A 12,118-nucleotide genomic window follows, 5' to 3' on the forward strand; every position below is an offset into this window, starting at 1 on the left:
AATCTTTAGATTCGGGAAAATATATGCCGCGATATGGCTTTAATAACGCAATAATCACGGTATACTCTCCCGACTTTTATCGATTTAGCTGACACGAATACGCTCCGCGAGGATGCCTGACGCGCCATGACCTTAGACGCTACCCCGATTATTAAATCGCTGCTTGATACTGATGCCTATAAATTTCACATGCAGCAAGCAGTGTACCACCACTACAGCAAGATTCCTGTTGTTGCCGAATTTCGTTGCCGTGGTGATGAACTGCTCGGAGAATACGCCGAGACTTTACGCCATCAGATTGACTTGATGGCAGACTTAGCATTGACAGAACGCGAATTCGATTATCTTTCTCGCCTCCCGTTTTTTAAACAGGATTATCTGGACTGGTGCAAAACATTCCGCTTTAATCCTAAACAAGTCGACGTATCTGTTACTCATCAGGGACAGTTGGCCATCCGTATTTCCGGTTTATGGCATGAAGTGATCTTGTGGGAAGTGCCTCTGCTTGCCCTGATCAGCGAATTAGTTCATCGCCATCGCTCACCTGAAATAACACCGGAAGAGGCGGTTATTCAGCTAAGAAAATTAATTGAGCTGTTTTATCAAGAAGCGGCGGAAGAAAATGTCGATTTGTCCGGCTTCAAGTTAATGGATTTTGGTACTCGTCGGCGTTTCTCACACGCAGTTCAATACGCCATTATTAATGAACTAAAAAGCAGTTTTCCCTATTTGATCGGAACCAGCAATTATCAACTGGCGAAACAGCTTGATCTTCCGCCCCTTGGTACCCAAGCGCACGAATGGTTTCAGGCTCATCAACAAATTACTCCAGAATTGGCCAACAGCCAGCGGGCGGCTCTGCAAACATGGCTGGATGAATATCCAAACCAGCTGGGTATTGCTCTGACTGATTGCATCACCATGGATGCTTTCCTGCGCGATTTTGACAAACCATTGGCAACGGCTTACCAGGGTCTGCGCCATGATTCTGGCGATCCTGTTGAGTGGGGTGAAAAAGCGATAGCCCACTATCAATCGCTAGGTATCGACCCAATGACGAAAACATTAGTGTTCTCCGATAGTTTGGATCTGCAAAAAGCCCTGACGTTATACCGCCATTTCTATCAGAGAATTAATGTTATTTTCGGTATTGGCACGCGGTTAACCTGCAATATTCCGGGGATCAAGCCACTGAATATTGTTATTAAGCTCATTGAATGCAATGGTCAGCCGGTAGCAAAACTGTCGGATAGTCCCGGAAAAACGATCTGTGAAGATGATGAGTTTGTCGATAGATTACGTCGTGCGTTTGACATTCCTTATATCGAGAAAGCAGTATAATCCGACCAATTGCCCTTTGCGTAACCTACTTTATGTGGGTTACGCAACTCAAAAAACCATTTTTCCCTCTGTTTCCTCATGAAGACCCGCAATTTCCTCTTGTTTCCTGAGAGATGACAAGTAAGATAGCAGTGCTACTCCCCAATGAGGGGGTATTTAGCGTAAATCTATCTAGTTATTAATCCACTATATCAAAAAGAGAGAAATTTATGAGCGTAGCGCCTGTGGTCGATGTACTGCAAGGTCGTGTTCCGGTTGACAGCGAAGTCACCGTTCGCGGTTGGGTACGTACAAGGAGAGATTCTAAAGCTGGTATCTCATTCCTCGCCGTCTATGACGGTTCCTGCTTTAATCCATTACAGGCCGTCGTTAATAATGATTTACCTAATTATCAGGATGAAGTCTTACATTTAACCACGGGCTGTTCTGTCGAAATTACGGGTATCGTGGTGGAATCACAGGGAAAAGGCCAGTCTTTTGAGCTACAAGCCACTAAAGTCGTTGTAGTTGGCGCGGTTGAAGATCCAGATACCTACCCGATGGCGGCTAAACGTCACAGTATTGAATACCTGCGTGAAGTGGCCCACCTTCGCCCACGTACCAACTTAATCGGTGCCGTTGCCCGTGTTCGCCATACATTGGCTCAGGCTCTGCACCGTTTCTTCCATGAAAACGGCTTCTTCTGGATGTCATCCCCCCTGATCACCGCATCAGATACAGAAGGTGCCGGTGAAATGTTCCGCGTTTCCACGTTGGATCTGCAAAACTTACCACGTACAGATAAGGGCGACGTGGATTTCAGCCAGGATTTCTTCGGCCGTGAAGCTTTCCTGACCGTATCTGGTCAGTTGAACGGGGAAGCCTATGCGTGTGCCTTGAGCAAAATTTACACCTTCGGACCAACCTTCCGTGCAGAGAATTCCAATACCAGCCGACACTTGGCCGAGTTCTGGATGGTTGAACCAGAAGTGGCTTTTGCCGATCTAAATGATATCGCCAAACTTTCCGAAGACATGCTGAAATATGTTTTCAAAGCAGCCTTAGCAGAGCGCGCCGACGATCTGGCTTTCTTTGCAGAACGTGTTGATAGTGACGTTATCACCCGTTTGGAAAAATTTGTCGATTCTGACTTCATCCAATTGGATTACACCGATGCAATAGAAATTCTGGAAAATTGCGGTCAGAAATTTGAGAATCCGGTTTTCTGGGGCGTAGATTTATCATCAGAACATGAGCGCTATTTGGCAGAAAAACATTTCAATGCGCCAGTGATCATGAAGAACTATCCAAAAGATATCAAAGCATTCTACATGCGCATGAACGAAGATGGTAAAACGGTTGCCGCGATGGATGTTCTGGCACCAGGCATCGGCGAAATCATCGGTGGTTCTCAGCGTGAAGAGCGTCTGGATGTGTTGGATCAGCGTATGGAAGAGATGGGACTGAATAAAGAAGATTACTGGTGGTATCGTGATCTGCGCCGTTACGGCACCGTTCCCCATGCCGGCTTTGGTTTGGGCTTCGAACGTCTGGTGGCTTATGTCACTGGCGTATCCAATGTCCGTGACGTTATCCCATTCCCTCGGACACCAAGAAACGCAAGTTTCTAATGAATTAGCTCAAAAAACAATCTATAAATAGATTGAAAATCAATTTATTAAAAAGCCAGCTTTTTGAACTGACCCCAGAAAGTTGGACATTTTAGTTAAACGGCGTGTAAGGCCTGATTTCGATATGCTATCGGAGTTAGGCCTTTTAATTTCACCTTGATCCGTTTTGTATTGTAATATTCAATGTATTCTTCTATTTTTTCAATCAGTTCATCCGCACTTTTAAAGTGCTGCTGGTGATACATTTCTGTTTTGAGTAAGGCAAAAAAGTTTTCTGCCATCGCATTATCCAAACAGTTCCCTTTCCTCGACATACTTTGTTTAATATCTTTATCAGCAAGTTGCTTTTGATAAGCCTTATGCCGATATTGCCAACCTTGATCACTGTGAATGAGTGGCTTAGCGTGAGCATCTAGCCCATCTAATGCCTCTTTTAGCATCTCTGTCACTAAAGGCAGACTCGCCTTTTTCGCCACGTTGTAAGCGATAACCTCTTGATTAAATAAGTCAATAATAGGTGATAGATAGACTTTTTGTTCATTCACTTTAAATTCCGTCACATCCGTTACCCATTTCTCATTAGGTTTTGTCGCGCGAAAATCTCTTGCCAACCAATTCGGTGCTGTTTTTCCAACTTCCCCACGATAAGAACGATATTTCTTCGGCCTTACCGTGGATTTTAGGTTTAATTGCCCCATTAATCGTTGTACTGTTTTATGATTGATTTTAAAGCCATTTTTTCTCAATGCTAAATGAATGCGGCGATAACCATAACGACCTTTATGCTCATGATAGATAGTTTTAATCATCTCTATTTCTTGTTCATAAGCACGCGTTTTTTTAAGCGCCTGGCATTGATAGTAAAACACGCTTCTTGCAAGATTAATGGCACAAAGTAAGTGCTTTAATGGATATTTCTTTTTAAGAGCTAAAACAATTAACGCTTTTTCTTTGCTCGTGGGCGTTTCTTCTGTTCCAGCTCTGCTAACTTTTTTAGGACCGCATTTTCTGCCCGCAAATAAGCTAATTCTTCTTTAAGTTCCTCAACTGTCATTTCGTCATCAGATTTCGGCGGGGTTTTAGGTCGGGATTTCATTGGGGGTCTTCCTCGCTGAGGACTTTCGAGTCCTTTGATACCGGTTTCATTATACTTATCAAGCCAGACTGATAAGGTACCTGGAGTCGTTAAATTGAGAACTGCACTAGTGTGAGTGAGGGACCAATCATGTGTCCACATTAATTTTAAAGCTTGGAGTTTTGTGACAGTACAAAGAGAGTGAGACGTTGGCAAAAAGGCGTTATCGCCATGAATGGCAACAACTTGAGCCCAGTATCGAATTTGTCGAGAAGAGATTGAATATTCCGCTGATAGCTTATCCGATGTGTTACCTGCCAGACATCGTTTAGCAATAATGATTTTTAGTTCACGACTATATTTAGACATAAAAAACCCCCAGTAATTAGTTGTCCAACTATTGGGGGTCACTTCATTTTGCTGGCTTTTTTCATATAATGAAAAAAAGTGCATGAAAAAAGTTCCCTAATATTTACATTTTGAAACATCTATTTTCATTTTGTTACGGATTTTGTGCTTTTGTAGCATTTTGAGGGTAGATAAAATTTATCACCAATGGAACACTGGTCGCCGACTAATAAGACACTCGAGACTCACAAATAGTTCCAAAAATTTTTAGTGTTCTATTTCTGGCAGTGGCAGGTGTCTAAATAACACCAATGAGGGTAATAATAATGAAACGCAATATTCTTGCAGTGGTAATCCCAGCTCTGCTGGTTGCTGGTACAGCAAACGCAGCTGAAATCTTTAACAAAGATGGCAACAAACTGGATCTGTACGGTAAAATCGATGTTCGTCATCAGATCGCAGATGAAAGAAGCGGCGAAGATGGTGATGCTTCTTACGCTCGTATCGGCATTAAAGGCGAAACTCAGATCTCTGACCAACTGACGGGTTTTGGCCGTTGGGAATACAACCTGAGAGCGCATCAAGAAGAAGGTAAAGGTACACAAGATATCTATACTCGCCTGGCTTACGCTGGTTTGAAGTTCGCTAACTACGGCTCACTGGATTACGGCCGTAACTACGGCGTAAACTACGACGTCAACGTATGGACTGACGTACTGCCAATCTTTGGTGCTGATGCCATGTCTCATACTGATAACTACATGACTGGCCGTGCTACAGGTCTGTTGACTTACCGTAACACTGACTTCTTCGGTCTGGTTGATGGCCTGAACTTTGCGCTGCAATACCAAGGTCAAAACAGCGAGCGCACCAAAAATAATCGTAAAGGATCTACAGCTAATGGTGATGGCTACGGCTTATCCACTACCTACAACGTAGGTTACGGTATCACTGTGGGTGGTTCTTACGCTAACTCTACTCGTGCAAACGGTGACTGGGATCAGACTGCTGCTCACGGTGAACGTGCTGAAGCATGGAACATCGGTGCTAAATACGATGCTAACAACGTATACCTGGCTGCAATGTACGGTGAAACCCGTAATATGACCTCAGGTTCAGTCATGGTTGATGGCACAAAATACTCAAATATTGCTAATAAAACTCAAAACATCGAACTGACTGCACAATATCTGTTCGCTGACTTGGGTCTGAAACCTTCTCTGGGTTACGTTCAGTCCAAAGGTAAAGATCTGGGGCGTAACGACGGTTACAAAGGTTTTGACGCAGATCTGGTTAAATATGTTTCTGTAGGTACTTACTACTACTTTAACAAAAACCTGTCTACCTACATCGATTACAAAATCAACCTGCTGGACAAAAACGAAGGCGGCGATGCAAACGCTCGTAACGTATTAGGTCTTGGTCTGACTTATCAGTTCTAATCACTGTAGATAAATTGTTTAACGAAATGCTAAACACATTGATCGCAGAAAAAGCAGCGCTTCGGCGCTGCTTTTTACATTTTACCTCACTGTTTTTTCAGACTATTTTTTCACTCCGTAGACGACTTCACAAGATTTTATTCTTTTTGCTACAAGTGGTTGGCAAATGGATTCCTTAAGGTTACCCTGAGCGGTGTATCACTTACTTTGGGCTTAATTCTCCGAGTCTTGGAATCAAAAAAATGTTTGAAAAAATCACAGCAGCACCTGCCGATCCTATTCTTGGTTTAGCTGATAGCTTTAAAGCTGACCCCCGTGAAAATAAAATCAACCTGGGCATCGGAGTCTACAAAGACGAAACCGGTAAAACGCCTGTTCTGACTACCGTTAAAAAAGCAGAGACACTCCTGCTGGAAAATGAAACCACCAAAAATTATCTGGCAATCAGTGGATTACCTGAATTTGGCCGCGTCACTCAGGCTCTGCTCTTTGGTAAAACCAGTTCTATCGTCACTGATAACCGCGCCCGTACGGTACAAAGCCCAGGCGGCACCGGTGCATTGCGTATTGCCGCTGACTTTATTGCTAAGCAAACCAATGCAAAACGTGTCTGGATCAGCAACCCAACCTGGCCAAACCACAAAGGTGTTTTCGCCAGTGCAGGCTTAGCGATCCGCGAATACAACTATTATGATGCACAAACTCATGCTTTAGATTTTGAAGGTATGCTGGCAAGCCTGTCTGAAGCACAAGCAGGCGATGTTGTTCTGCTGCACGGCTGCTGTCATAACCCAACGGGTATCGATCCAACGGCTGAACAGTGGCAGGCATTAGCAAATTTATCCGCTAAAAATGGCTGGTTACCCGTATTTGACTTTGCTTACCAGGGTTTTGCTAAAGGACTGGATGAAGATGCAGAGGGCCTGCGTATTTTCACCAGAAACCACAATGAATTGATCGTAGCCAGCTCTTATTCTAAAAACTTTGGCCTGTACAATGAACGTGTGGGTGCTTGTACCATTGTCGCCGCAGACAGTGATACCGCTGAAAAAGCATTCAGCCAAGCGAAGTCCATTGTGCGTACCAATTACTCTAACCCACCCGCACACGGGGCTTCTGTCGTGACGACAATTCTGTCCAATGACGATCTGAAAGCAGAATGGGTTCAGGAATTAGCCACAATGCGCGAACGCATTCAGCGTATGCGCCAACTGTTAGTGAACACCTTACAAGAAAAAGGTGCAAAACAGGATTTCAGCTTTATTAGCACGCAAAATGGCATGTTCTCATTCAGTGGCCTGACCAAAGAACAAGTTGAACGTCTGCGTGAAGAATATGGCATTTATGCAGTCAGTTCTGGACGCATCAACGTCGCCGGTTTAACACTGGAGAATATGGTTCCTCTGTGTGAGGCCATTGTTGCAGTACTCTAATTTTATCTAACTGCTTAATATCTTATTGCAAAAAAGCCGCAAATGAACTGACCCCAGAAAGTTGGACATTTTAGTTAAACGGCGTGTAAGGCCTGGTTTCGATATGCTATCGGAGTTAGGCCTTTTAATTTCACCTTGATCCGTTTTGTATTGTAATATTCAATGTATTCTTCTATTTTTTCAATCAGTTCATCCGCACTTTTAAAGTGCTGCTGGTGATACATTTCTGTTTTGAGTAAGGCAAAAAAGTTTTCTGCCATCGCATTATCCAAACAGTTCCCTTTCCTCGACATACTTTGTTTAATATCTTTATCAGCAAGTTGCTTTTGATAAGCCTTATGCCGATATTGCCAACCTTGATCACTGTGAATGAGTGGCTTAGCGTGAGCATCTAGCCCATCTAATGCCTCTTTTAGCATCTCTGTCACTAAAGGCAGACTCGCCTTTTTCGCCACGTTGTAAGCGATAACCTCTTGATTAAATAAGTCAATAATAGGTGATAGATAGACTTTTTGTTCATTCACTTTAAATTCTGTCACATCCGTTACCCATTTCTCATTAGGTTTTGTCGCGCGAAAATCTCTTGCCAACCAATTCGGTGCTGTTTTTCCAACTTCCCCACGATAAGAACGATATTTCTTCGGCCTTACCGTGGATTTTAGGTTTAATTGCCTCATTAATCGTTGTACTGTTTTATGATTGATTTTAAAGCCATTTTTTCTCAATGCTAAATGAATGCGGCGATAACCATAACGACCTTTATGCTCATGATAGATAGTTTTAATCATCTCTATTTCTTGTTCATAAGCACGCGTTTTTTTAAGCGCCTGGCATTGATAGTAAAACACGCTTCTTGCAAGATTAATGGCACAAAGTAAGTGCTTTAATGGATATTTCTTTTTAAGAGCTAAAACAATTAACGCTTTTTCTTTGCTCGTGGGCGTTTCTTCTGTTCCAGCTCTGCTAACTTTTTTAGGACCGCATTTTCTGCACGCAAATAAGCTAATTCTTCTTTAAGTTCCTTAACTGTCATTTCGTCATCAGATTTCGGCGGGGTTTTAGATCGGGATTTCATTGGGGGTCTTCCTCGCTGAGGACTTTCGAGTCCTTTGATACCGGTTTCATTATACTTATCAAGCCAGACTGATAAGGTACCTGGAGTCGTTAAATTGAGAACTGCACTAGTGTGAGTGAGGGACCAATCATGTGTCCACATTAATTTTAAAGCCTGGAGTTTTGTGACAGCACAAAGAGAGTGAGACGTTGGCAAAAAGGCGTTATCGCCATGAATGGCAACAACTTGAGCCCAGTATCGAATTTGTCGAGAAGAGATTGAATATTCCGCTGATAGCTTATCCGATGTGTTACCTGCCAGACATCGTTTAGCAATAATGATTTTTAGCTCACGACTATATTTAGACATAAAAAACCCCCCAGTAATTAGTTGTCCAACTATTGGGGGTCACTTCAGAATGCGGCTTTTATCTTTCACACACAATATTCTTGTACAAGAAAAACATTTCCAATCAATCTTGCAGGAATGGATTCGTTTTCCGTTCGTGTCCCAAGGTTGACATCGGCCCATGACCGGGAATGAATTGATATTCATCGCCTAAAGGAAGCACTTTTTCTTTAATCGATTGAATCAATTCATCATAATCCCCGCCAGGAAAATCCGTGCGGCCAATGCTGCCCTTAAACAAAACATCCCCCATTGAGATCAATTTTTCAGCGTGGTTAGCAAGGATAATATGCCCTGGGGTATGCCCCGGACAATGCAAAACCGATAATTCAATATGACCAATTTGCACTGTATCTCCCTCATCCAACCAACGATCTGGCGTAAAAGAGGGGCAGGGTTCAACACCAAACATTTGGCACTGAATTTCCAGACCTTCTATCCAAAAAGCATCGCCTTGATGCGGCCCATGAACAGGCACATCAAAATGCTTTGCAACTTCAACAGTCGCGCCAACGTGGTCGTAATGACCATGTGTCAGCAAAATTTGTGTAAGTTTCAGTTCACGGCGTTCAATTTCAGCAATAAGTTGCTCGGCATTACCCCCCGGATCAACAATTGCAGCTTCCTGCGTTTCTTCACACCAAATCAATGTACAATTTTGCCTTGCCATCGTGACAGGGATAATATGGTATTTCATTATATTGTCTAACTCCACAATCAAAACTCATTGTTGGTAGTAAGATTACCACGTCCTGACCGGGCCTGTATCAATATGAATGAAATTACTTCTTGGATAAAAACCAACCCCCCCTGCCCGCATTTTTAGTGCCGCTTTACGGACATGGGCAAGCTGAACACCATCAATGTGGAAATCCATCGCTTGCCCACGGGTATGGTAGCTATGCTTCGCTACTCCGCCACTAATCTGACGTAACCTATTATTTGTCGTCAATGAACGATAACCAGAAATTAATTGAACAGGTTTATTTATTCCCATCATTATTTGTAATAAATAAATTTGATCAAACAACTTTGGATCAATCATTTTGATCTTATTTTGACGAAAATCGCGAAAGAAATAATTCAGGCGTGCTAACTCTGAACTATTATACCGATGACCATCAAAGAATTCAGTTTTTAGCGTTTCTCCCGTATGCAGGTTATCAAAACGTAAGACTCTAGGTCGAGGCTTGGTCAATATGGCCAAAGCGGGTTGAGGTAATAAACTTAATCCGCAGGCGACTATACCTACGCCAAGCCATTTTCGGCGATCGTGGTCAATGTCATTCATAAATAATGCCCTGCTATTCTCTGATATCTTAATAATGTCTAAACTCATTAATATGTCAGCTTCAATCACTGACACGATACCAGCAAATAAAAATCATTTTTAATTATTTTTGTATAAAATTGTAAAATCATCAACCTATTATTGTGACTCAGATAACATAACTCCCCTAATATTAAACTTTTAATGACATCCTATCATAAGAAAACACCTGACAAATGAATCATAAAAATCCTATCGAAACAAGAAAGTAACTCATTAATCGATTTATACAGCAAGAAAAAATGCTGAAAAAAAGAATCAACAATACAAAACAACGATGAAGAAAGAATTCATTTCATCGCTGTTTATAATATCTCGATTGATACCGTCAAACATGCTTATATTAGATGTACTTATTCCCCCTCACTCACAAAATCTTTGACAACGACGCTGAATGTTGTCTTGCATTGACATCATAATCATAGATATCTGCTCGATATTGTGGTTTCCCTTCCTCATCAACCCAGGCAGTTTGATAATAGAGAAATACCGGGATTTTTTTAGGGATATTAACATATTTTGTTGACCATGTTTTCAATGAACCACTCACCTTAGCTTTATCCCATCCCGCATCGCCTAATAACATATTAGCCAGCTCAGGTGCTTTATTGACACGTACACAACCAGAGCTAACCGCTCGCATTTCCCGGCTAAAGGATGCTTGATTGGGAGTATCATGTAAATAAATGGCTTCTGAATTTGGCATGTTAAACTTAAAACGCCCCAATGAATTTGTTGGCCCAGGTGCTTGCCTGATACGATAAGGGAAACGACTCGGCGTTATGATATTCCAGTCAATCGATGAAGGATGAATCACTTTGGCATCGGAACGCCAACTGGAAAAAACCGTATAACCACGCGTACTAAAATAACTGGGATCACGCATTGCTCTTGGGGCAATATCTTTTCGCGTCATACTGGTAGGCACATTCCACGGCGGGTTGATAACGACATTATTCAACTCATTACTCATGATAGGAGTTTTTCGTCCAGGCCGCCCCACGACAACTTTAGACCTTAATGCTTCTTTGCCATCTAAATAATAGAAAAGTGAGTAATTAGGAATATTCACTAAAATCCCGGTAAGAATATCTCCAGGGATAATTCGTAATCGTTGAATATTTAATGCCATAATACGGGCACGGGTTTGCGGTGTCATATTTAACCATACTTTAGTTGCTTTACCGATGACGCCATCGGCTGATAGTCCATGCAAAGCTTGAAAGCGTTTTACGGCCACAATTAATTCTTTGTCATAAACCTTACTATCGGATTTAGCAACCGATGATGCCCCCCCATCTGAGCGAGCCAATATTTTCCTTAATGTGATAACATGTTCACTACGTTGTCCAGGTCTTAACGTCCCTTGAAAAGTAAATTCAGGCCATGGGCTTTTATTCGCTAATTGATTCAACATCTCCTTTCGCATATTTTCATACATGAAGTGATCCGGCAATAAATTCGTCACATGAGATAAGGTATTATTATTACTGATATGCTGTTGCCATGTATTGATTAAAGGAGAAGGTGGCAACTCAATTTTATAAGGCGATTTAGCATATAGCCACAACGTTCCTTTTTGATTAACGTGACTGATAAAATGGAGATAACCTAACATGGCATCAGATAAAATAACATCACGCCCCATATCACTTAATTCAGGAGAGTGTAGTTGTACCAACCAATTTTCAAATTGGGGCTGAAAACCCGCCAGTGCCATTTCAACCAACTGATTCTCAAACTGTTTAATGGCTTTTTCATCTGACCATAATGGTTTCATTTTATTGTCAGTATACAAAGCAACTAAGCGCTCAAAGAATATCGGTTTTATTTGTTGCGGCAGCCAAGATTGCAACTTTTTCCTATTTTCATCCACAGAAAATACTGGAGAACCCGGTAGCGTCTTATCCAACGAAATAAGGGGGTTTTCTTTTTTTTGTTCTGCTGATAATAGTTGCGTATCGTTTGTTGGTAGCCCCGTTTTTGGATTTGCAAAAACGCCTTCTGATACGACTAACGCGCTACTGATGAAAGAAACTTTCAGTAATCTGACCGTATTCTTCGCCATAAGAGCTCA

Annotated in this window: 11 protein-coding genes; 4 read left to right on the top strand and 7 right to left on the bottom strand. The window is 42.1% G+C overall.

What is annotated here, in order from left to right; all coding sequences use genetic code 11:
• The first annotated feature begins 126 nt into the window (after window positions 1-126).
• Both pncB and asnS read left to right on the top strand, forming a co-directional pair.
• Window positions 127-1,341 (top strand): nicotinate phosphoribosyltransferase, encoded by a 1,215-nt coding sequence (gene pncB, locus XPG1_RS09755; RefSeq protein ID WP_045958903.1) that lies wholly within the window; start codon window positions 127-129, stop codon window positions 1,339-1,341.
• A gap of 209 nt (window positions 1,342-1,550) precedes the next feature.
• Window positions 1,551-2,951: an asparagine--tRNA ligase gene (asnS, locus tag XPG1_RS09760; protein WP_045958904.1), complete on the top strand. Its 1,401-nt coding sequence runs from the start codon at window positions 1,551-1,553 to the stop codon at window positions 2,949-2,951.
• A 95-nt stretch (window positions 2,952-3,046) separates the two neighbouring features.
• On the opposite strand, the gene XPG1_RS09765 is transcribed toward asnS, so the two are convergent.
• Window positions 3,047-3,979 (bottom strand): IS3 family transposase, encoded by a 933-nt coding sequence (locus XPG1_RS09765; protein WP_157879560.1) that lies wholly within the window; start codon window positions 3,977-3,979, stop codon window positions 3,047-3,049.
• Window positions 3,889-4,395, bottom strand: a complete 507-nt coding sequence (locus XPG1_RS09770) for a helix-turn-helix domain-containing protein (protein ID WP_045959034.1) — start codon at window positions 4,393-4,395, stop codon at window positions 3,889-3,891. The genes XPG1_RS09765 and XPG1_RS09770 overlap by 91 nt, the downstream gene beginning before the upstream one ends.
• 305 nt (window positions 4,396-4,700) lie before the next feature.
• Between XPG1_RS09770 and XPG1_RS09775 the strand changes: the two genes are divergently transcribed.
• The gene (locus XPG1_RS09775; RefSeq protein WP_045958905.1) at window positions 4,701-5,816 is read left to right on the top strand and encodes a porin; all 1,116 of its coding nucleotides are present in this window, start codon (window positions 4,701-4,703) and stop codon (window positions 5,814-5,816) included.
• Window positions 5,817-6,058: 242 nt separating this feature from the next.
• Window positions 6,059-7,249: an amino acid aminotransferase gene (locus XPG1_RS09780; protein WP_045958906.1), complete on the top strand. Its 1,191-nt coding sequence runs from the start codon at window positions 6,059-6,061 to the stop codon at window positions 7,247-7,249.
• Window positions 7,250-7,323: 74 nt separating this feature from the next.
• Here XPG1_RS09780 and XPG1_RS09785 read toward each other — a convergent pair whose 3' ends face one another.
• The 5 genes from XPG1_RS09785 to ldtD all read right to left on the bottom strand — a co-directional run bounded on the left by XPG1_RS09785 (window position 7,324) and on the right by ldtD (window position 12,109).
• Window positions 7,324-8,256, bottom strand: coding sequence for an IS3 family transposase (locus XPG1_RS09785; RefSeq protein WP_157879533.1), 933 nt, complete (start codon window positions 8,254-8,256; stop codon window positions 7,324-7,326).
• Complete coding sequence (locus XPG1_RS09790) at window positions 8,166-8,672, bottom strand: helix-turn-helix domain-containing protein (protein WP_045957803.1); 507 nt, start codon at window positions 8,670-8,672, stop codon at window positions 8,166-8,168. The genes XPG1_RS09785 and XPG1_RS09790 overlap by 91 nt, the downstream gene beginning before the upstream one ends.
• Before the next feature lie 103 nt (window positions 8,673-8,775).
• Complete coding sequence (locus tag XPG1_RS09795; RefSeq protein ID WP_045958907.1) at window positions 8,776-9,408, bottom strand: MBL fold metallo-hydrolase; 633 nt, start codon at window positions 9,406-9,408, stop codon at window positions 8,776-8,778.
• A 45-nt stretch (window positions 9,409-9,453) separates the two neighbouring features.
• Entirely contained in the window at window positions 9,454-10,002 is a 549-nt protein-coding gene (gene mepK / locus XPG1_RS09800) for a peptidoglycan L,D-endopeptidase MepK (protein WP_045958908.1), read from the bottom strand.
• Between the two features lie 406 nt (window positions 10,003-10,408).
• Entirely contained in the window at window positions 10,409-12,109 is a 1,701-nt protein-coding gene (gene ldtD / locus XPG1_RS09805) for a L,D-transpeptidase (protein WP_045958909.1), read from the bottom strand.
• Window positions 12,110-12,118 lie beyond the last annotated feature (9 nt).

This window comes from Xenorhabdus poinarii G6 (assembly GCF_000968175.1).
Classification (GTDB): Bacteria; Pseudomonadota; Gammaproteobacteria; order Enterobacterales; family Enterobacteriaceae; genus Xenorhabdus; species Xenorhabdus poinarii.